Genomic DNA, 21,852 nt, shown 5'->3' with positions numbered 1-21,852 from the left:
TAATTCTGTAGCGTTAGGTTAATTTTAATTATTAATGGTTATCCATTGTCGGGTTTTAGACGAATGATAAATAGCATCGACCATCGCCAGTGATTTGCGGGCATCATTAATATTGATATATTCTGTTTGACCTCCATGAGTAATAGCATGATAAAACTGACGAATGGCCTGCTGGTGGCCCAGGCCCCAGTAACTTTTACTGTGACCGTCCGGAGAACCGTCGCAATCCAGCTTCAGGCGCCGATCCGTTGTAACGCGCCAGAGGGTGTTATCCGTGAGCTGCAGCATGCCGTGTTCGCAATGAATCTCCAGCTGTAGCGGTGAATCGAGGGTGTTGCAGTTACTGGCATAAAACAGACCACGGGCGCCGTTGGCAAAGTGCAGAGTTGCCATCGCGCTGTCTTCGGCTTCGGTAACGTCTGCCAGTTCGCCGCTATCCACCACACCTTTTAAACGTGTCACACCGCCGGCGAACCACTGCATCAGATCGAGAGTGTGAATAGCCTGGTTGATCAGTAAACTGCCGCCTTCGCTGACAAAACGTCCACGCCACGGGCTTTCGCTGTAATACGCTTTAGAGCGTGACCAGGTCAAAACCGCTTTAATGCTTAACATTTTACCCAGCGTATTTTTCGCCAGTTCGTCGCGGATACGTAAGCTGGTTGGATTGAGTCGATTTTGATAACACACGCCCAGCAAGCCTTGGGCAGACGCCGCTGCGTTAGCGATGTCCGCAACTTCTGTGCAATTCAACCCCACCGGTTTTTCGCAAAACACATGTTTCCCGGCGGCAAGCGCGGCGGTAATCATGTTTTTGTGCTCGAAATGAGGTGTACAGATATGGACGACGTCGATGTCATTATCCAGCAGCATTTCACGGTAATTCTGGTAATAGCGGCAGTTATACGCCATGGCCTGTTGCAAACCGTTGGCACTATCAATATCGACTAGCGCACGCAGCGTGACCCCCGGCAAAAGCCGGAGGGCGTTAACGTGGCTGCGGTGAATCGCCCCCGCGCCGATGATGGCGGCATTGATTGTTGTCATGTCACCTCCGGTTATGTGCGGGCATTCGCCAGCATTTGCGCCTTCACGCACAGCTCTGCGGCTTTAAAGGCGTGGGCCTGAGTCATGGCGTTTTCCGTGCGATTCAGACAATCGAGAATGAATTCACCGAAGAACGGGAAACCGACTTTTCCCGCGACCGGGAAACGAAATTCTCCTTCTTTATTCACCAGATACACCACGTCCTGTTCGCCCCGGGTGATATCCACATACTTGCGGATCTCAATGTAACCTTCGGTACCCAGTAACGTCAGGCGGCCATCCCCCCAGCTACTGAGCCCCTGCGGCGTGAACCAGTCGCAGCGGAAGTAGCCAGTTGCACCGTTGTCGCCCGCCAGCATGGCATCGCCAAAATCTTCAAACTGCGAGTACTGCGGATGATTAACGTTACGCACCTGGCTGGCGACGACGTGTGCCTCGCGGTTGCCGGTATAAAACAGGAATTGTTCGATTTGATGGCTACCGATGTCGCACAGAATGCCGCCAAAGTAGCGTTTGTCATAAAACCAGTCCGGGCGTCCGTCGCCTTCGCGATGCGGACCGGTACCCAGAGTTTGCATCACGCGCCCAATCGTCCCTTGCTGAATGAGCTGACCGGCAAAGACAGCGCTTTCAACGTGCAGACGCTCGCTGTAATAGACTGCGTATTTGCGTCCGGTTTTCGCCACCATCGCTTTGGCGTCTTCCAGTTGTGCAAGCGTGGTTAACGGAGCCTTGTCAGTGAAGTAGTCTTTCCCAGCCGCCATTACCTTTAGCCCCAGCGGACAACGCTCAGACGGAATAGCTGCCCCGGCAACCAGCCGGACCTCGCGATCGTTCAGGATAGTCTCGAGCGAATCGGCCACCTGCGCCTGGGGATAATGCTGCAAAAATTGATCGATTTTGTGCGGATCGGGATCGTAAACCCATTTCAGCGTGGCGCCTGCTTCAATCAACCCGTTGCACATGCCGTAGATATGGCCGTGGTCGAGCGTGGCGGCGGCAATGACAAACTCGCCAGGCTTCACGACCGGTTGAGGCTTCCCGATAGGGGCGTAGTTCATTCCATCTTGTTTGTTCATGGTTTAACTCCTGAATCTAAGTCTTTACCCAGAGGGATGGCGCCCACTTCCGTAAAATTGTTCACGGAGGCGGATTTCTCATAGAAATGCGGGGCGATTTCAATCAGGCCGCCGGTGCGATAAAACGCATCGGTGTGGTGGATGGGTAGCGTCACCACCGCGCGGGTGATGGCGGATTTATAGATAGCGGTGATCAGTTCCAGCGAACGTTTGCCCTGTTCGCCATCGACCAGCGGACGGGTTTGTCGTTCGATGGCGCTAAGCAGGTTGTCGATTTGCCCGGTATGCAGCGTCCATTGCAGCGCTGGCGTCGCGTGAAAAAGCGCATCCAGACGCTGTTCCAGTTCGCCGTTATTTTCCGGTTGCGGAAAGCCGTTGTCCGCCGACTGGCTGGCATGCACTTGCCACGGCGCAGAAATTCGCGCCTTTTCGCCCTGAATAACCATTTTCTGATCTTCACCGTGATGCACAACTGAGGCGGTCAACTGCGTCAGTGCCCCGTGTGGGTATTTGAAAATAGCCGCGCTAAGATCCTCTACTTCGGCATTGTCGTGGGCGACGTTGGTCATCATTGCGACCACTTCGGCTGGGAAACCCAGTATCCATTGAATGGCATCAATGTGGTGCACCGCGTGATTCAGCGTGCAGCCGCCGCCTTCTTTCTGCCACGTGCCGCGCCACCACAAATCGTAATAGCAGTGTCCGCGCCACCAGAATGAATCCACCTGCGCATGGCAAATCTTGCCCGCCAACCCGGAATCAACCACCGTTTTTAGACGCCAGAAGGCATCAGTAAAGCGATTTTGCGCGATGATCGATAAGGTCTTTCCGCTGCTCTTTTGCGCGGCGATCATGGCATCGCACTCTTCGAGCGAGGCGGCCATCGGCTTTTCGCACAGCACGTGTTTTCCGGCGTGCAGCGCATCAATGCTGATGGCTGCATGTACGTACGGCGGCGTACAGACATCGACCACATCTACCGCAATGCCCGCGTTCAGCATCGCCTGATGGCTGCGGAAGACTTGCGCTTCGCTCAGGCCATAGCGTGATTTCTTTTCCTCTGCTTTCTCCGGGTAGATATCGACCAACGCGACAATCCGACAACGATCCGCGAACTGTAAATAGCCCTGAATGTGGTTGTGGGAGATATTCCCGGTACCGACAATTGCAATGTTCAGCATGATTTTCTCCTGCGCGTTACCAGCTACCGGAAGCGTCCAGCGTGCGGCTGGCCATATTTTTTTCCACTGAAGAGGCGATACGTTCCTGTAACAGCTGGAAGTAACGTTGCTCGTCAATCGGCAGCTCTACCCAGTCATCTGTCCAGGTAGAGAGGTGCATCGCATTGGAAAGCGTCAGGCCGCGAATGCCTTCCAGACCGGGGGCGATCAGCGGCTCATCGTGTAGGATCGCGGCGGTAAAATTGCGGGTAATGACATAGTGCTCGCAGCATTCCGGTTCGGTAGGGATGGTCACTTCCCAGCATTCCGGCTCACCAAAACCGTTTTGCCAGCGGGCGTTGAAGTCGGTTTCGGATTCACGCAGTCGCCAGAAGCGCAGGCGACCTTCTTCTACCACCACCTTTCCCCTGCTGCCGACAATTTCGAGGCGGTTTGTGCCAGGCGTTTCGGCGACGGTGGTGATGAACACCCCGGTTGCGCCGTTGGCGTATTCTGCGTAGGCCGTGACGTCATCTTCGACTTCAATCTGACGATGCTTGCCAAACTGGCAAAAAGCGCGCAAGCGTACCGGCATGCCGACCAGCCATTGCCATAAATCGAGTTGGTGCGGGTCCTGATTCAGCAGCACGCCGCCGCCTTCACCTTTCCAGGTCGCGCGCCACCCGCCGGAGTTGTAATAGCTTTGTGAACGATACCAGTTGGTAATGATCCAGTTAGATCGACGCAGCTCGCCGAGTTCGCCGCTGTCGATCAGATCTTTGACTTTCTGATACAGCGGATTGGGGCGCTGGTTGTACATCATGCTGAACACCACATTGCATTCGCGCGCGCAGTCGTTCATCTCTTGTACCTGCGCGGTGTAGACCCCTGCGGGCTTCTCACATAGCGTATGAATACCAAGATGCATGGCCATCATCGATAAACCCGGATGGTCATAATGCGGCGTGGCGACGATCACGGCATCGATCAGCCCACTTTCCAGCATCTCTCGCGCATCGCTGAACAATCTCACCTCTTCGCCGACCAGCCGGCGGATCGCCGGATGTTTATCCGGATTGTTATCGCACACTGCGGCGAGCACGGCTTCTTGTACCGTTCCGGCCAGCAGGTAGCGTGCGTGGACGGTACCAATGTTGCCAACCCCAATAATGCCAAAGCGTATTTTTTTCATGTCGTGCCTTTTTCGTCAGAAATAAGGGATATGCGGAACATAAGAAACGCCTGGAATATCGACAATGTGATTTTGTGAGAACGGTTGCAGGATGAAAAAGAAGTTTGTTCAGTCATTGAAAAAGTGTTTTAGAGTCAATGAACTACGTTTGCAAAAAATTGCAAAGATTGATTGCGAGTGAGGTCACAGAATGTCTGGCAAGCTAAAAATGGACGAAATTGCTGCTCTGACGGGGTACTCGGTGAGTACGGTGTCGAGGGTGCTTAGCGGAAAGTCATACACCAGTGATAAAGCACGTGAGGCGATTGTCAGTTGCGCGCGCGGACTGGGGGTTCTGGACTCGTTGTCCAGCGGACGACTGTTGATCAACGGCATTGCTGTTTTCGCCCCGTTGCGCACCTTTACCGCTCGTGGCGATGCATTTTACCTCGAAGTGACGCGCGGTATTGCCGAGGCGATAGCGCCGCATGATGTCTACCTGAGTTACTGCGGACTGGATGAGCAGCGTGCGGACATCAAGGTCTTTCAGGAAAAGGCCAACAATAAGAATATTAATGCGATTATTCTTATCGGCATTGATGACCCAACTGTGCATAAACTGGCGCAACTGTTGGATAAACCCTGCGTGTTGATTAATTCTCAGGACAAAGAAGGGTTACTGGATGCGGTATCCCCCGATCATCGGGCGATTGGCAACCGTGCTGTGCAATATCTTTTTGATCAGGGGCACCGACGTATTCTCCATGTCACCAGCCTGCGCCGGGAAACGATGTACTGGCGTCTGGAGGGCATCAAGGAGGTCTACCGACAGTATCAAATACCGTTTGATGCCGGGCGCGATCTGCTGGTAACGGAGGGCTTTTCTGAGGAGGAATCAGACCGGGCGATGGACAACTGGCTACGTGAGACGCCCCGTGAAGCGTGGCCGGAAGTTATTTTCTGCGCCGGGGCATCAATGTCGACGGGCATCAGGCGGGTACTGGAAAACATTGGCGTGGAGATACCCGGTGAATTGTCGCTGATGACGACGGATGTTCAGGAACTGGACGCGCATATCGTTGCAGCAGTAACCAGTATCACTATTCCTTGTCGGGCGTTGGGCGTGGAAGCGGTGCATTTGCTGCAGAACCGTCTTAATCGCCCCTCTGCGCCGGTGTTTAACCTGTTACTGAAAGGAAAGGTGACGGATCGAGGCACCGTGACCCACGCAACGCGCCATGCCGCGCGGGTGACGGTATCTCGTTAATCGAGGATTAACGTTCTGGCGGCAGGCAAACGCCTATTCCACCAATCCCACAGTATCCATAAGGGTTTTTGTACAAATACTGCTGGTGATCGTCCTCGGCATAGTAGAACGGGGTTGCGGTAGTGATTTCCGTGGTAATAGTGCGTTCATCGCCTGCGGCGGTCATTGCTGCCTGAAAACGCTCAAGGCTGGCCTGTGCCGCGGCGGTTTGCTCCGGCGTTAACGGGTAAATGGCGGAGCGATACTGCGTACCCTGGTCGTTCCCCTGACGCATGCCCTGCGCCGGATCGTGATTTTCCCAGAACACCTGCAGCAGTTGTTCGTAGCTGATAACATGCGGGTCATAGACGACGCGTACCGCTTCGGCGTGTCCGGTATCGCCGGAACAGACTTCCCGATAAGTTGGGTTTGGGGTGTAACCACCTGTGTATCCGGCTGCGGTGCTATATACGCCGGGTAATGACCAGAATAAACGTTCAACGCCCCAGAAGCATCCCATGGCGAAATAAGCTATCTCCATACCTTCGGGCACGTTGGTCATCGAATGTTGGTTAACCGCATGCAGCGTTGCCACTGGCATCGGGGTGTTGCGTCCAGGTAGGGCATCTGCTTGAGTAACAAGATGCTTTCTATCAAATAAACTCATGGCCGTTCTCCCGAAATCAGTCATTTGGGTTAAGGTTGTAACGAGACGCGTCTTTGCCCACAATAAACAGCGTGAATGCGTCTAGAGTTAAACATAAGAAATATTTGGGTTGTCGTCTGTTTTTCAACTCTTATTGTTGATTTTTTGTTAAGCCGAGGAACGGCATAGTATTTTTTTCCAGGGGTGGGAAAAAAGGATATTCAGGAGAAAATGTGCCACATATCCGTCAGTTATGTTGGGTTGGATTACTGTGCTTAAGTGGCTCCGCCGCCGCCGCGAATGTTCGCTTGCAGGTCGAAGGATTATCAGGACCGCTGGAGAAAAACGTCCGTGCGCAGCTGTCCACGATTCAAAGTGATGAAGTCACTCCAGACCGACGCTTTCGTGCGCGCGTTGATGATGCCATCCGCGAAGGGCTAAAAGCGCTGGGCTACTTTGAGCCAACCATTGATTTTGAACTGCGTCCGCCGCCGGCAAAAGGACGCCAGGTGCTGATTGCCAAAGTCACCCCTGGCGAGCCAGTGCTGATTGGCGGCACAGAAGTGATTCTACGCGGTGGCGCACGTACGGATAAAGATTACCTGGATCTGCTGAAAACACGCCCGGCAATCGGCACTGTGCTGAATCAGGGTGACTATGACAATTTCAAAAAGTCACTCACCAGCGTGGCGCTGCGCAAAGGCTATTTCGACAGTGAATTTAATAAAAGCCAGCTCGGGATAGCGCTTGAGCGCCGCCAGGCATTCTGGGATATCGATTACAACAGCGGCGAACGCTATCGCTTTGGGCATGTCACCTTTGAAGGCTCGCAAATTCGCGATGAGTATCTGCAAAATCTGGTGCCCTTTAAAGAGGGTGATGAGTATGAGTCGAAAGATCTGGGCGAACTGAACCGTCGTCTGTCGGCAACCGGATGGTTTAACTCCGTGGTCGTCGCGCCGGAATTTGATAAAGCCCGTAAAACCAAAGTGCTGCCGCTGAAAGGCGTGGTTTCGCCGCGCACCGAAAACACCATCGAAACCGGGGTTGGTTATTCAACTGACGTCGGACCCCGGTTGAAAACCTCGTGGAAAAAGCCGTGGATGAACTCCTACGGCCACAGCCTGACCACCAGCGCCAGCATCTCTGCGCCAGAGCAAGTTCTTGATTTCAGTTATAAAATGCCGCTATTAAAGAACCCGCTGGAACAGTATTACCTGGTGCAGGGGGGCTTTAAGCGTACCGATTTAAACGATACCGAGCAGGACTCCACGACGCTTGCGGTTTCCCGCTACTGGGATCTCTCCAGCGGCTGGCAACGCGCGATTAACCTGCGCTGGAGCCTCGACCACTTTACCCAGGGTAACGTCACCAACACCACCATGCTGCTTTATCCGGGCGTGATGATCAGCCGGACGCGCTCGCGTGGCGGTCTGATGCCCGTCTGGGGCGACTCCCAACGTTATTCCATCGATTACTCCAACACAGCCTGGGGCTCAGACGTTGATTTCTCCGTCTTCCAGGCGCAAAACGTGTGGATCCGTACGCTGTACGATCGTCATCGCTTTGTGATGCGCGGCAACCTCGGCTGGATTGAAACCGGTGACTTCGACAAAGTGCCGCCGGATCTGCGTTTCTTCGCTGGGGGCGATCGCAGCATTCGCGGCTACAAATACAAATCTATTTCGCCAGAAGGCAGCGACGGCAAGCTGAAAGGGGCTTCGAAGCTGGCGACCGGCTCGCTGGAATATCAATACAACGTGACCGGAAAATGGTGGGGCGCGATGTTTGTCGATAGCGGCGAAGCGGTTAGCGATATTCGCAAAAGCGATTTCAAAACCGGTGCCGGGGTCGGTGTTCGCTGGCAGTCGCCGGTCGGACCTATCAAGCTCGACTTTGCCGTCCCTGTCGGCGACAAAGATGAACATGGTTTACAGTTTTACATCGGTCTGGGGCCTGAATTATGAGTTTATGGAAGAAGATAAGCCTCGGCGTACTGATTTTTATCCTGCTGCTGTCAGGCACAGTAGCGTTTCTCGTCGGCACCACCTCGGGCCTGCATTTGATCTTCAAAGCCGCGAATCGTTGGGTTCCGGGGCTTGAGATCGGTCAGGTCACCGGCGGCTGGCGGGATTTATCACTTAAAAATATCCGTTATGACCAGCCCGGCGTGGCAGTAAATGCTGGCGAAGTACATCTGGCCGTTGGGCTTAATTGCCTGTGGAATAGCAGTCTGTGCGTCAACGATCTGTCGCTGAAAAATATCAACGTAGCGATCGACAGCAAAAAAATGCCGCCATCAGCGCCGGTTGAGGAAGAAGAGAACGGTCCGCTTAACCTTTCCACGCCTTACCCAATCACGCTTTCACGCGTGGCACTTAACAACATCAATATTAAAATCGATGACACCACGGTTTCCGTGCTGGACTTTACCTCTGGTCTGAACTGGCAGGAAAAAACGCTGACGTTGAAGCCAACGTCATTGCAGGGGCTGCTGATTGCCCTGCCTAAAGTGGTGGAAGTGGCGCAGGAAGAGGTCGTCGAACCAAAGATTCAAAACCCGCAGCCGGATGAAAAACCGCTCGGCGAAACGCTAAAAGATCTGTTCTCAAAGCCGGTGCTACCGGAAATGACCGATGTGCATCTGCCGCTCAATCTCAATATTGAAGAATTTCGCGGCGAGCAGTTGCGCGTCACCGGGGATACTGATCTCACGGTACATAACCTGTTGCTGAAAGTGAGCAGCATTGACGGCAACATGAAGCTGGATACGCTGGATATCGACTCGAATCAGGGATCGGTAAAAGCCAGCGGTACGGCGCAGCTCACCGACACATGGCCGGTCGATATTACGTTAAACAGCACGCTGAACATCGACCCGTTAAAAGGCGAAAAGGTGAAGCTGAAGGTCGGCGGCGCACTGCGTGACCAGTTGGAAGTCGGCGTAAATCTGTCTGGTCCGGTGGATATGGACCTACGGGCGCAAACGCGTCTGGCGGAAGCCGGGTTGCCGCTCAATCTGGAAGTGGTGAGTAAGCAAATATACTGGCCGTTTACCGGCGACAAGCAGTTCCAGGCTGATGACATCAAGCTCAAACTGACCGGCAAGATGACCGACTACACGTTGTCGATGCGTACCGCAGTGAAGGGGCAGGATATTCCTCCGGCTACCATCACGCTGGACGCTAAAGGTAACGAACAGCAGATCAATCTCGACAAACTCAGCGTTGCGGCGCTGGAAGGGAAAACCGAGCTGAAAGCGCTGGTGGACTGGCAGCAGGCGATCAGCTGGCGCGGGGAGTTAACGCTGGATGGCATCAACACCGCGAAAGCGATTCCAGACTGGCCGTCAAAACTGAATGGCCTGGTGAAAACGCGCGGCAGTCTGTACGGTGGAAGCTGGCAGATGGAGGTTCCGGAGCTGAAGCTGACCGGCAACGTGAAGCAGAACAAGGTCAATGTGAATGGTTCACTGAAGGGTAACAGTTACCTGCAGTGGACGATCCCGGGGCTGCATCTGGAACTGGGGCGCAACAGCGCGGATGTGAAAGGGGAACTGGGGGTCAAAGACCTCAATCTCGACGCGACGATTGATGCCCCGAGCCTGGATAACGCGCTGCCTGGACTGGGCGGTACGGCGAAAGGGCTGGTAAAAGTTCGCGGTACGGTTGAAGCGCCGCAGCTGCTGGCGGATATCACCGCTCGCGGTCTGCGCTGGCAAGAGCTTTCCGTCGCTCAGGTACGCGTCGAAGGCGATGTGAAATCGGCCGAGCAAATCGCCGGTAATCTCAATGTTCGCGTAGAGCGGATTGTACAACCTGACGTGAATATTGGCCTGGTGACGCTTAACGCCAAAGGCAGTGAAAAGCGGCATGAGCTGCAACTGCGCATTCAGGGTGAGCCGGTTTCCGGACAGCTTGATCTAGCGGGTAGCTTTGATCGTAAAGAACAGCGCTGGAAAGGGACGCTGAGCAATACGCGCTTCCAGACGCCGGTGGGTCCGTGGTCGTTGAACCGCCCTATTGCGCTGGATTACCGTAATCAGGAACAGAAAATCAGCATTGGGCCGCACTGCTGGAACAACCCGAATGCGGAACTGTGCGTACCGCAAGCCATTGATGCCGGTGCAGAAGGGCGCGCGGTGGTGAACCTGAATCGCTTCGATCTGGCAATGCTGAAACCGTTTATGCCGGATGCAACCCAGGCCAGCGGTGTGTTCACTGGCAAAGCCGATGTGAGCTGGGACACCACCAAAGAAGGGCTGCCGCAGGGGCAAGTGACGCTGAATGGACGTAACGTGAAGGTCACGCAAAGCGTGAACGATGCATCGCTTCCGGTGGCGTTTGACACGCTGAATCTGACTGCTGACCTGCATAATAACCGTGCCGAGCTGGGCTGGCTGATTCGCCTGACCAACAACGGGCAGTTTGACGGCCAGGTACAGGTGACGGATCCGCAAGGACGCCGCAACCTGGGCGGTAACGTCAATATTCGCAACTTCAATCTGGCGATGGTGAACCCCATCTTCTCGCGCGGTGAAAAAGCGGCTGGGGTGATCAACGCCAACCTGCGACTGGGCGGTGATGTGCAAAGCCCACAACTGCTTGGACAACTGCAACTGAGCGGTCTGGATATCGACGGTAACTTTATGCCGTTCGACATGCAGCCAAGCCAGTTAGCCGTTAACTTCACCGGAACACGCTCCACGCTGGCGGGCGTGGTGCGCACGCAGCAGGGAGAAATTAACCTGAGCGGCGATGCCGATTGGAGTCAAATAGACAACTGGCGGGCGCGGGTCGCGGCTAAAGGCAGCAGGGTACGTATTACCGTGCCGCCGATGGTTCGCCTGGATGTCTCGCCGGACGTGGTCTTTGAAGCCACGCCGAGCCTGTTTACCCTGGATGGCAACGTAGATGTGCCATGGGCGCGTATCGTGGTACACGACCTGCCGGAGAGCGCGGTAGGGGTTTCCAGCGACATGGTCATGCTGAACAACAATCTGCAGCCGGAGAAACCGCAGACAGCCAGTATTCCGATTAACAGCAACCTGAACATCCACGTCGGTAACAACGTGCGTATTGACGCTTTTGGTCTGAAAGCGCGTCTGACGGGCGACCTGAAAGTGGTACAGGATAAGCAGGGGCTGGGGCTGAACGGACAAATTAATATTCCGAGCGGTCGCTTCCATGCCTATGGTCAGGATCTGATTGTGCGTAAGGGCGAGCTGTTGTTCTCCGGCCCGCCGGATCAGCCGTTGCTCAATATTGAAGCGATTCGTAACCCGGATGCCACCGAAGACGACGTGATCGCCGGTGTTCGCGTGACCGGCACTGCCGATGAACCGAAGGCGGAGATCTTCTCCGACCCGGCAATGTCGCAGCAAATGGCGCTTTCCTACCTACTTCGCGGACAAGGACTTGATAGCGAACAGAGTGACAGCGCGGCGATGACCTCAATGCTTATTGGTCTGGGGGTTGCACAAAGTGGTCAGGTTGTGGGTAAAATCGGGGAGACATTTGGCGTAAGCAATCTGGCACTGGACACGCAAGGGGTGGGCGATTCATCTCAGGTAGTTGTCAGCGGATACGTACTGCCAGGTCTGCAGGTGAAATATGGTGTGGGTATATTTGACTCCTTAGCGACACTCACGCTACGTTATCGTCTGATGCCTAAGCTATATCTGGAAGCAGTGTCTGGCGTAGATCAGGCACTTGATTTGCTCTATCAGTTCGAGTTTTAGCAATGCGAATATTTGTCTACGGCAGTTTACGAACCAAACAAGGCAACAGCCACTGGATGACCAATGCCCTGTTGCTGGGGAATTTCAGTATCGACAACTACCAGTTGTATAGCCTGGGCCACTATCCAGGCGCCGTTCCGGGAAAGGGAACAGTACACGGGGAAGTTTATCGTATTGATAACGCCACGCTGGCAGAGCTTGATGCTCTGCGTACCCGTGGCGGTGAATACGCACGCCAGTTAATTCAAACGCCGTACGGAAGTGCATGGATGTACGTGTACCAACGTCCGGTTGATGGCTTAACGCTGATTGAAAGCGGCAACTGGTTAGACAGAGACCAGTACTGATGTGAACACGCCACCTTCGGGTGGCGTTGTTTTTTGTGCCAATCGTACTCGCATCAGGGCATAAAAAAGCCCCGACATGCGGGGCTAAGCATCAAAAGTAAAACTTACTTTTTCGCGCGCTCGAAGGAAGCAACGATTTCAGCTTTAGCGGCTTCAGCGTTGTCCCAACCGTCAACTTTTACCCATTTGCCTGCTTCGAGGTCTTTGTAGTGCTCGAAGAAGTGGGTAATCTGCGCTTTCAGCAGTTCCGGCAGGTCGGTCACATCTTTGATGTGGTCGTATTCTTTGCTCAGCTTGGTGTGCGGTACCGCAACCAGTTTCGCATCTTCACCGGATTCGTCGGTCATTTTCAGTACGCCAACCGGACGGCAGCGGATCACTGAACCTGGTTCCAGCGGATACGGGGTCGGGACCAGAACGTCTACCGGGTCACCGTCCAGAGACAGGGTGTGGTTGATGTAACCGTAGTTGCACGGATAGAACATCGCGGTGGACATGAAGCGGTCAACGAACAGGGCGCCGCTCTCTTTGTCAACTTCGTATTTGATCGGATCTGCGTTGGCAGGGATCTCGATAACAACGTAGATATCTTCCGGCAGATCTTTACCGGCAGGGACGTTGAGTAAGCTCATGTCTGTTTCCTTTAAATATGCTATGGCAAACAAGTGGCGGGTATTATAGCCAACTCGCGCTGAATGTCTCCGCTTGTTTTCGCTTTATCTACGTGCATTTTCTTCTTTTTACCCCTCTCTGATGACAGAAAAATCCATATCTTCAGCCGCATTTTTCATAGCGAGATGAAAACGATTACAAAGTTGTGATTAACGTTTTATTTACTTTTTTGAAGTGTGATGTAACGCAATCTGTTACATGCTCAATTGTCTATAGTTTTTCGCGACGGTTTATTAACCAACAATAATCACCCTACGAGGACGCACTTATGTGGAAGCGCTTACTTTTAGTCACAGCAGTTTCGGCAGCCATGTCGTCTATGGCAATGGCAGCCCCTTTAACCGTAGGATTTTCACAGGTTGGCTCTGAATCCGGCTGGCGCGCCGCAGAAACCAACGTTGCGAAAAGCGAGGCCGAAAAGCGGGGTATTACGCTGAAAATCGCTGACGGCCAGCAAAAGCAGGAAAACCAGATTAAGGCAGTCCGCTCATTCGTGGCGCAGGGCGTTGATGCCATCTTTATTGCCCCGGTCGTGGCAACGGGTTGGGAGCCGGTCTTAAAAGAAGCAAAAGATGCCGACATTCCCGTCTTTTTGCTCGATCGTTCCATCGATGTAAAAGACAAATCTCTCTATATGACCACCGTCACCGCTGACAACGTGCTGGAAGGTAAATTGATTGGCGACTGGCTAATTAAAGAAGTGAACGGCAAGCCGTGTAACGTTGTTGAGCTGCAAGGGACCGTCGGGGCAAGTGTAGCGATCGATCGTAAAAAAGGTTTTGCTGAAGCCATCGCTAACGCACCTAACATCAAAATTATCCGCTCACAGTCCGGTGACTTCACCCGCAGTAAAGGGAAAGAAGTGATGGAGAGCTTTATTAAAGCGGAAAACAACGGCAAGAACATCTGCATGGTTTACGCCCACAACGATGACATGGTGATCGGTGCGATTCAGGCGATCAAAGAAGCGGGTCTGAAACCCGGCAAAGATATTCTTACCGGTTCCATCGACGGCGTACCGGATATCTACAAAGCGATGATTGATGGTGAAGCTAACGCCAGCGTCGAGCTGACGCCGAATATGGCAGGTCCGGCCTTCGATGCGCTGGAGAAATTCAAAAAAGACGGCACGATGCCTGAGAAGCTGACCATCACCAAGTCGATCCTCTACCTGCCAGATACGGCGAAAGAAGAGTTAGAGAAGAAGAAAAACATGGGCTACTAGTTTTGCTGTCGGTCTTCTGTAGGTCTGATGGCGCTGCGCTTATCAGGCCTACGAAACGCCGTGATTTCGCACCGGAGGAATGCCATGACCACCGACCAACATCAGGAGATCCTCCGCACCGAAGGATTAAGTAAATTTTTTCCCGGCGTCAAAGCACTGGATAACGTGGATTTTAGTTTGCGTCGTGGCGAGATTATGGCGCTGCTGGGTGAAAACGGAGCCGGTAAATCGACGCTAATCAAAGCGCTGACCGGTGTTTACCACGCCGATCGCGGCACTATCTGGCTCGAAGGCCAGCAGATTTCCCCGAAAAATACCGCCCATGCCCAGCAACTGGGGATTGGCACCGTGTATCAGGAAGTAAACCTGCTGCCCAATATGTCGGTCGCGGATAACCTGTTTATTGGCCGTGAACCACGGCGTTTTGGCCTGCTACAGCGTAAGCAGATGGAAAAACGCGCCACGGAGCTGATGGCGTCATACGGTTTTTCCCTCGACGTACGCGAGCCGCTGAACCGCTTTTCTGTGGCGATGCAGCAGATTGTCGCGATTTGCCGCGCGATCGATCTCTCCGCGAAAGTGCTGATCCTCGATGAACCCACAGCCAGCCTCGATACCCAGGAAGTTGAAATGCTGTTCGGCCTGATGCGCCATCTTCGCGATCGGGGCGTCAGTCTGATCTTCGTCACCCATTTCCTCGATCAGGTTTATCAGGTCAGCGATCGCATCACCGTTCTGCGTAACGGCGGCTTCGTTGGCTGCCGCGAAACCCGCGAGTTGCCACAGATCGAACTGGTCAAAATGATGTTGGGCCGCGAACTGGATGCCCATGCGCTACAGCGTGCGGGACGCACGTTACTGAGCGATAAGCCGGTGGCGGCCTTTAGCGGCTTTGGCAAGAAAGGCACCATCGCGCCGTTTGATCTACAGGTGCGTCCCGGTGAGATTGTTGGTCTTGCCGGATTGCTGGGATCCGGGCGCACGGAAACGGCGGAGGTGATCTTCGGTATTAAACCTGCCGATAGCGGTAGTGCGCTGATCAAAGGTAAACCGCAGATCTTACGATCCCCACATCAGGCTTCGTGCCTGGGGATCGGCTTCTGTCCGGAAGATCGTAAAACGGATGGTATTATCGCCGCCGCCTCGGTGCGGGAAAACATCATTCTGGCTTTGCAGGCGCAACGTGGCTGGCTGCGGCCTATTGCGAGGAAAGAACAAAACGAGATTGCCGAGCGTTTTATCCGTCAGCTTGGAATTCGTACCCCCAACGCCGAGCAACCAATCGAGTTTCTCTCTGGCGGTAATCAGCAAAAAGTTTTGCTCTCGCGCTGGTTACTCACCAAACCGCAGTTCCTGATCCTCGATGAACCCACGCGGGGAATCGATGTCGGCGCACATGCTGAGATCATCCGCCTGATCGAAACGCTGTGCGCGGATGGCCTGGCGCTGCTGGTGATTTCATCCGAACTGGAGGAGTTAGTGGGTTATGCCGATCGCGTCATTATTATGCGCGATCGCAAACAGGTGGCCGAGATCCCGCTGGCTGAACTGTCCGTACCGGCGATCATGAATGCCATTGCGGCCTAAGGAGACTATGGTGATGCCTCAATCTCTCCCTCAATCCAACACCGCGAAACGACGGTTCCGTTGGCCAAAAGGTATGCCGCAACTGGTGGCGCTACTGCTGGTGCTGCTGGTCGACAGCCTGGTGGCCCCACACTTCTACCAGGTGATTTTGCAGGATGGACGCCTGTTCGGCAGCCCGATTGATATTCTCAACCGTGCCGCTCCCGTGGCGCTGTTGGCGATTGGTATGACGCTGGTGATCGCCACCGGCGGTATTGATCTTTCCGTTGGCGCGGTGATGGCGATTGCCGGTGCGACCACCGCGGCGATGACGGTGGCCGGGCACAGTCTGCCGGTGGTGCTGCTTGCTGCCTTAGGTTCCGGCATTCTGGCCGGGCTGTGGAACGGGATTCTGGTGGCAATCCTCAAGATCCAGCCGTTTGTTGCGACGCTCATCCTGATGGTGGCCGGGCGTGGAGTGGCGCAGCTTATCACGTCCGGGCAGATCGTCACCTTCAACTCGCCCGAGCTGTCGTGGTTTGGCAGCGGCTCGCTCTTTCTGTTCCCCACGCCGGTGATCATCGCGCTGCTGACGCTGGTCGCCTTTTGGCTGCTAACGCGTAAAACGGCGCTGGGCATGTTTATTGAAGCGGTGGGCATTAACATTCGTGCGGCGAAAAATGCCGGGGTGAATACCCGCATCATTGTGATGCTCACTTATGTACTGAGCGGCCTGTGTGCGGCTATCGCCGGTATTATCGTCACGGCGGATATCCGTGGGGCAGATGCCAATAACGCCGGATTGTGGCTGGAACTGGATGCCATCCTGGCGGTGGTCATCGGTGGTGGCTCGCTGATGGGCGGGCGATTTAACCTGCTGCTGTCGGTGATCGGCGCATTGATTATTCAGGGAATGAACACCGGGATTTTACTGTCGGGCTTCCAGCCGGAGCTGAACCAGGTGGTCAAAGCCGTGGTGGTGTTGTGTGTACTGGTCGTGCAGTCACAACGCTTTATCAGCCTGATAAAAGGAGTGCGTGGTCATGATAAAACGTAATTTACCGCTAATGATTACTCTCGGCGTGTTTGTGCTGGGGTATCTCTACTGCCTGACCCAGTTTCCGGCTTTTGCTTCAACTCGGGTAATCTGCAATATCCTGACCGATAACGCTTTTTTAGGGATTATTGCCGTGGGCATGACCTTCGTGATCCTCTCTGGCGGGATCGACCTTTCCGTTGGCTCGGTGATCGCCTTTACTGGCGTATTTCTGGCGAAGGCTATTGGTTATTGGGGTATTTCCCCGCTGCTGGCGTTTCCCCTGATTTTGCTGATGGGTTGCGCGTTTGGCGCATTTATGGGGTTACTGATTGATGCGCTGAAGATCCCTGCGTTCATTATTACGCTGGCGGGAATGTTCTTCCTGCGTGGCGTCAGCTATCTGGTCTCTGAAGAGTCGATCCCAATTAACCATCCGATCTATGACACGCTCTCAAGCCTGGCATGGAAAATTCCCGGCGGCGGTCGCCTGAGCGCGATGGGGTTGTTAATGCTGGGCGTGGTGGTGATTGGCATCTTCCTTGCGCACCGTACGCGGTTTGGTAATCAGGTTTACGCCATTGGTGGCAACGCCACCTCGGCCAACCTGATGGGGATCTCAACCCGTAGCACGACCATTCGTATCTATATGCTGTCTACCGGGCTTGCTACGCTGGCCGGCATTGTGTTTTCAATTTACACCCAGGCGGGTTATGCGTTGGCGGGCGTTGGCGTCGAGCTGGATGCGATTGCTTCGGTTGTTATCGGCGGAACGCTACTGAGCGGCGGGGTCGGTACGGTGTTAGGTACCTTGTTTGGCGTCGCTATTCAGGGATTAATTCAAACCTATATTAATTTTGACGGCACATTAAGTTCCTGGTGGACGAAGATTGCGATTGGTATTTTATTGTTTATTTTTATAGCGTTACAACGCGGTTTGACGGTGCTATGGGAAAATCGTCAAAGCTCGCCGGTAACCCGAGTGGGTACGACAGCAACACCAAAGTAACATCCTGATTTTACTAAAAACATTTAAATACCTAAACTTTTTCCGGTTGTAGTCGATAGGTTCTGTACAGGTCTGTTTTAACCCTACAACCGGAAATATAACAATGCCAAAATCCCTTTCAATTCGATCAAGTTTGTTGGTGTTATTGTCGCTGCTGACGTTCCTTCTGTTACTGACTGGAGGGATGGGGCTATATGCCTCTACTCGTATTATTACTTCATTGATTTACCACGCTATTATGAGTGGGGCAATGTTGGCTGCTATCGCGCTACTGGCCGTGATTTGGTTCATGCTGCGAAATAAGTTTCTCAAGCCGCTGGATAGTATAGTGGAGCAACTGGAACGCCTGGCGACGGGGGATTTGTCGCCGGTTTCGGCGCTGTCGGCTAGCGCTGAATTCAACCGCCTGAGCGCAGCGATGGATGAAATGCGCCATTCGCTGGGCGACTCGGTACAACGCGTACGCGATGCCAGTTCGCAAATTGATATTGGTAGCCGTGAGCTGACTGCCGGAAACCAGCATCTGGCGCAACGCACTGAATCGACCGCCACGTCGCTGGAGCAGACCGCCGCCAGCATGGAAGAACTCACGGCGACCGTGAAACAGAATGCGCAGAACGCGGAACAGGCGCATCAGTTGGCAAAATCGGTGTCGGATACCGCCGATCGCGGTAGCGAGATGGTGTGCTATGTGATCGAGAAAATGCGCGATATTTCAGGCAGTTCCAGCCGAATCGCCGACATCCTTAGCGTAATCGATGGTATTGCTTTCCAGACCAACATCCTGGCGCTTAATGCCTCCGTTGAAGCGGCGCGCGCCGGTGAGCAAGGGCGGGGCTTTGCGGTTGTCGCAGGTGAAGTCCGAAATCTGGCCAGCCGCAGTGCTGAAGCGGCAAAAGAGATCCGCACCTTAATCAGCGATTCGCACACGCACGTGGGTGAAGGCAGTGAGCTGGCGCAGCAGGCGGGTGAAACCATGGATGAGATTGCGACCGAGGTCATGCGTATGACCAAACTGATGCGTGAAATTGCCAGTGCGTCCCAGGAACAGAGTCGCGGCATTGAGCAGGTGAATATTGCGGTGATTCAGATGGATGAAACGGCGCAGCAAAATGCGGCGTTGGTACAGCAGTCGTCAGCAGCTACCCGCTCGCTGGAAGAGCAGTCACATGCGCTGCTTGAAGCAATGGCAGTGTTTAAAGTACAAACGGCGTAGCGGATAAATTTGCCGGATGATGGGGTTAACACGTCTCATCCGGCAAAACGTATTACGCGTCCGGGAACTCGCGGATAAAGCGTTCTACATCTTCAACCATATGGTCGTTACCCACGAAGAAGGAGCGGCGCTGATGCAGGCTTTCCGGGATAATATCCAGAATACGATTTTTACCGTCGCTCGCCTTGCCGCCCGCTTGCTCTGCCAGCAGGGCCATTGGGTTGCATTCGTACAGCAGACGCAGTTTCCCTTCCGGGTGGCTGGCGGTGCTTGGGTACAGGTAGATTCCGCCTTTCAGCAGATTGCGATGGAAGTCCGCAACCAGAGAGCCAATGTAGCGCGAGGTGTACGGGCGCTGGGTTGACTTATCTTCTTCCTGGCAGAATTTAATGTACTTCTTCACGCCGTTCGGGAATTTAATGTAGTTGCCTTCGTTAATGGAGTATGTGCTGCCTTTCGCCGGGAAGCGCATACGTTCCTGGCTGAGGCAGAATACGCCCAGAGAAGGATCGTAGGTGAAGGCGTGTACGCCGCAGCCGGTGGTGTACACCAGCATGGTGGAAGAACCATAAACCACGTAACCTGCCGCAACCTGCTTGTTGCCCGGCTGCAGGAAATCCTCTTCCGTGACCGGCGTGCCGACGGGGGTTACGCGGCGATAAATAGAGAAAATCGTACCGACAGAGACGTTAACATCGATGTTGGATGAGCCATCCAGCGGATCCATCAGCACAACATATTTTGCGTGTTCACAGCCTTCAAAGACGACGATTTCATCTTCTTCTTCCGAGGCAATGCCCGCCACAATGTCGCGCGCCTTCAGTGCAGCTTTCAGTTTTTCGTTCGCGAACAGATCGAGTTTTTGCTGAACCTCTCCCTGCACGTTCTCAGCACCGCTGGCACCCAGGATATCGACCAGACCGGCCTTATTGATATCGCGGTGGATGATCTTGGCGCCCAGCTTTATTGCCGACAACAAAGCAGTGAGTTCACCGGTAGCATGAGAAAACTCGTGCTGCTTTTCGACAATAAATTCACCTAACGTTTTCATAACACTTTCCCTGCAATTTATGTGGAGTAAAGCGACCGCAACAATATTAACAAATATTTCCATTGTTGCGCTTAGGTGAATCGCGCCAGCAAACTACGGAATATCCTGAAATGCGTTTCTCACCTGCCGGACATGTGCGTAAAATGGCCCCCAGATTAAAAAAGGATAGTGACGTATGCGCATTCATATTTTGGGAATTTGTGGCACTTTCATGGGCGGTCTGGCGATGCTGGCGCGCTCGCTCGGTCATGAAGTAACCGGTTCGGACGCCAATGTGTATCCGCCGATGAGTACCTTGCTTGAGAAGCAAGGTATTGATTTAATTCAGGGGTACGATGCCAGCCAGCTCGACCCGCAGCCGGACTTAGTGATCATCGGTAATGCCATGACCCGTGGTAATCCGTGCGTGGAAGCGGTGCTCGAGAAGAACATCCCGTACATGTCCGGCCCACAGTGGTTGCATGACTTTGTGCTGCGCGATCGCTGGGTACTGGCGGTTGCGGGCACGCATGGCAAAACCACCACCGCCGGAATGGCGACCTGGATCCTCGAAGCCTGCGGCTATAAGCCTGGCTTTGTGATCGGCGGCGTACCGGGTAACTTTGAGGTTTCTGCGCGTCTGGGCGAAAGCGACTTCTTCGTGATTGAAGCAGATGAGTACGACTGCGCCTTCTTCGACAAGCGTTCCAAATTCGTGCATTACTGCCCGCGTACGCTGATCCTCAACAACCTTGAGTTCGATCACGCGGACATCTTTGACGATCTGAAAGCGATCCAGAAACAGTTCCATCACCTGGTGCGTATCGTGCCGGGCCAGGGACGCATCATCTACCCGGAAAACGACATCAATCTGAAACAGACGATGGCGATGGGCTGCTGGAGCGAACAAGAGCTGGTGGGCGAACAAGGCCACTGGCAGGCGAAAAAGCTGACCACCGATGCCTCCGAGTGGGAAGTGTGGCTGGACGGTGAAAAAGTCGGTGAGGTGAAGTGGGGCCTGGTGGGCGAGCACAATATGCATAACGGTCTGATGGCGATTGCGGCCGCGCGCCATGTGGGCGTCGTGCCTGCGGATGCAGCCAATGCGCTGGGCTCGTTCATCAACGCCCGTCGTCGTCTTGAGCTTCGCGGCGAAGCCAATGGCGTGACGGTGTATGACGATTTTGCCCATCACCCGACGGCCATTCTGGCAACGCTTGCGGCGCTGCGCGGTAAAGTGGGTGGCACGGCGCGCATCATCGCGGTGCTGGAACCTCGCTCGAACACCATGAAAATGGGGCTGTGCAAAGATGACCTCGCGCCGTCGTTAGGGCGTGCGGACGAAGTGTTCCTGCTGCAACCCCCGCATATTCCGTGGCAAGTAGCAGAAGTTGCTGAAGCTTGCGTTCAGCCAGCCCACTGGAGTGGCGATGTGGATGCCCTGGCGGATATGGTGGTGAAAACCGCGCAGCCAGGCGATCACATTCTGGTGATGAGCAACGGCGGATTTGGTGGTATTCATCAAAAACTGCTGGATGGCCTGGCGAAGAAAGCTCAGGCAGAAGCGGAAGAGTAAAAAAATGCCCGGTGGCGCTACGCTTACCGGGCCTACAACGGATCATAGGCCGGATAAGGTATTTGCACCGCCATCCGGCACTTTCG

General features: G+C 54.1%; 17 protein-coding genes. 10 read left to right on the top strand and 7 right to left on the bottom strand.

Going from position 1 to position 21,852, the window contains the following annotated elements; genetic code table 11:
* Positions 1–24: 24 nt before the first annotated feature.
* Genes NMD08_RS22940 through NMD08_RS22925 form a run of 4 tightly spaced genes read right to left on the bottom strand, consistent with a single transcriptional unit; the run spans position 25 to position 4,478 of the window.
* Positions 25–1,047 (bottom strand): Gfo/Idh/MocA family protein, encoded by a 1,023-nt coding sequence (locus tag NMD08_RS22940; RefSeq protein WP_151217397.1) that lies wholly within the window; start codon positions 1,045–1,047, stop codon positions 25–27.
* Between the two features lie 11 nt (positions 1,048–1,058).
* Positions 1,059–2,126, bottom strand: coding sequence for a Gfo/Idh/MocA family protein (locus tag NMD08_RS22935; protein ID WP_210904366.1), 1,068 nt, complete (start codon positions 2,124–2,126; stop codon positions 1,059–1,061).
* Positions 2,123–3,307, bottom strand: a complete 1,185-nt coding sequence (locus tag NMD08_RS22930; protein ID WP_151224477.1) for a Gfo/Idh/MocA family protein — start codon at positions 3,305–3,307, stop codon at positions 2,123–2,125. Before NMD08_RS22930 ends, NMD08_RS22935 begins: the two co-directional genes overlap by 4 nt.
* A gap of 16 nt (positions 3,308–3,323) precedes the next feature.
* Positions 3,324–4,478 carry a Gfo/Idh/MocA family protein gene (locus NMD08_RS22925; protein ID WP_370619146.1) on the bottom strand — a complete coding sequence of 385 codons (1,155 nt, stop codon included), beginning with the start codon at positions 4,476–4,478 and terminating at the stop codon, positions 3,324–3,326.
* Positions 4,479–4,668: 190 nt separating this feature from the next.
* Between NMD08_RS22925 and NMD08_RS22920 the strand changes: the two genes are divergently transcribed.
* Positions 4,669–5,724: a LacI family DNA-binding transcriptional regulator gene (locus NMD08_RS22920; protein WP_151224479.1), complete on the top strand. Its 1,056-nt coding sequence runs from the start codon at positions 4,669–4,671 to the stop codon at positions 5,722–5,724.
* A gap of 7 nt (positions 5,725–5,731) precedes the next feature.
* On the opposite strand, the gene msrA is transcribed toward NMD08_RS22920, so the two are convergent.
* Positions 5,732–6,370, bottom strand: coding sequence for a peptide-methionine (S)-S-oxide reductase MsrA (gene msrA, locus NMD08_RS22915; protein ID WP_151224480.1), 639 nt, complete (start codon positions 6,368–6,370; stop codon positions 5,732–5,734).
* Positions 6,371–6,582: 212 nt separating this feature from the next.
* Between msrA and tamA the strand changes: the two genes are divergently transcribed.
* The 3 genes from tamA to NMD08_RS22900 are packed head-to-tail and all read left to right on the top strand — an operon-like array spanning position 6,583 to position 12,436.
* Complete coding sequence (tamA, locus tag NMD08_RS22910; protein WP_151217409.1) at positions 6,583–8,316, top strand: autotransporter assembly complex protein TamA; 1,734 nt, start codon at positions 6,583–6,585, stop codon at positions 8,314–8,316.
* Complete coding sequence (gene tamB, locus NMD08_RS22905) at positions 8,313–12,089, top strand: autotransporter assembly complex protein TamB (RefSeq protein ID WP_370619144.1); 3,777 nt, start codon at positions 8,313–8,315, stop codon at positions 12,087–12,089. The genes tamA and tamB overlap by 4 nt, the downstream gene beginning before the upstream one ends.
* A 2-nt stretch (positions 12,090–12,091) precedes the next feature.
* Positions 12,092–12,436 (top strand): gamma-glutamylcyclotransferase, encoded by a 345-nt coding sequence (locus NMD08_RS22900; protein WP_029139743.1) that lies wholly within the window; start codon positions 12,092–12,094, stop codon positions 12,434–12,436.
* Between the two features lie 104 nt (positions 12,437–12,540).
* Here NMD08_RS22900 and ppa read toward each other — a convergent pair whose 3' ends face one another.
* Positions 12,541–13,068 (bottom strand): inorganic diphosphatase, encoded by a 528-nt coding sequence (ppa, locus tag NMD08_RS22895; protein ID WP_003025726.1) that lies wholly within the window; start codon positions 13,066–13,068, stop codon positions 12,541–12,543.
* A 308-nt stretch (positions 13,069–13,376) separates the two neighbouring features.
* Between ppa and ytfQ the strand changes: the two genes are divergently transcribed.
* The 5 genes from ytfQ (at position 13,377) to NMD08_RS22870 (ending at position 19,160) form a co-directional block, all read left to right on the top strand.
* Positions 13,377–14,333 (top strand): galactofuranose ABC transporter substrate-binding protein YtfQ, encoded by a 957-nt coding sequence (gene ytfQ, locus NMD08_RS22890; RefSeq protein ID WP_005134480.1) that lies wholly within the window; start codon positions 13,377–13,379, stop codon positions 14,331–14,333.
* Positions 14,334–14,417: 84 nt separating this feature from the next.
* Positions 14,418–15,920, top strand: a complete 1,503-nt coding sequence (gene ytfR, locus NMD08_RS22885; protein WP_370619142.1) for a galactofuranose ABC transporter, ATP-binding protein YtfR — start codon at positions 14,418–14,420, stop codon at positions 15,918–15,920.
* Positions 15,921–15,933: 13 nt separating this feature from the next.
* Entirely contained in the window at positions 15,934–16,956 is a 1,023-nt protein-coding gene (ytfT, locus tag NMD08_RS22880) for a galactofuranose ABC transporter, ATP-binding protein YtfT (protein ID WP_151217413.1), read from the top strand.
* Positions 16,943–17,944: a galactofuranose ABC transporter, permease protein YjfF gene (gene yjfF, locus NMD08_RS22875; RefSeq protein WP_151217415.1), complete on the top strand. Its 1,002-nt coding sequence runs from the start codon at positions 16,943–16,945 to the stop codon at positions 17,942–17,944. The genes ytfT and yjfF overlap by 14 nt, the downstream gene beginning before the upstream one ends.
* Positions 17,945–18,047: 103 nt before the next feature.
* Positions 18,048–19,160: a methyl-accepting chemotaxis protein gene (locus tag NMD08_RS22870; RefSeq protein WP_151224482.1), complete on the top strand. Its 1,113-nt coding sequence runs from the start codon at positions 18,048–18,050 to the stop codon at positions 19,158–19,160.
* A gap of 52 nt (positions 19,161–19,212) precedes the next feature.
* Here the strand turns inward: NMD08_RS22870 and fbp are convergent, their stop codons facing one another.
* A complete protein-coding gene (gene fbp / locus NMD08_RS22865; protein WP_003025742.1) occupies positions 19,213–20,211 on the bottom strand; it encodes a class 1 fructose-bisphosphatase in 999 nt (332 codons plus the stop codon).
* A 175-nt stretch (positions 20,212–20,386) separates the two neighbouring features.
* Here fbp and mpl point away from each other — a divergent pair, with 175 nt between their 5' ends.
* Positions 20,387–21,766 (top strand): UDP-N-acetylmuramate:L-alanyl-gamma-D-glutamyl-meso-diaminopimelate ligase, encoded by a 1,380-nt coding sequence (mpl, locus tag NMD08_RS22860; RefSeq protein ID WP_003839563.1) that lies wholly within the window; start codon positions 20,387–20,389, stop codon positions 21,764–21,766.
* Positions 21,767–21,852: the final 86 nt, after the last annotated feature.

Source organism: Citrobacter meridianamericanus (assembly GCF_041320245.1).
Classification (GTDB): Bacteria; Pseudomonadota; Gammaproteobacteria; order Enterobacterales; family Enterobacteriaceae; genus Citrobacter; species Citrobacter meridianamericanus.
This window is presented reverse-complemented; position numbering and strand designations above follow the sequence as displayed.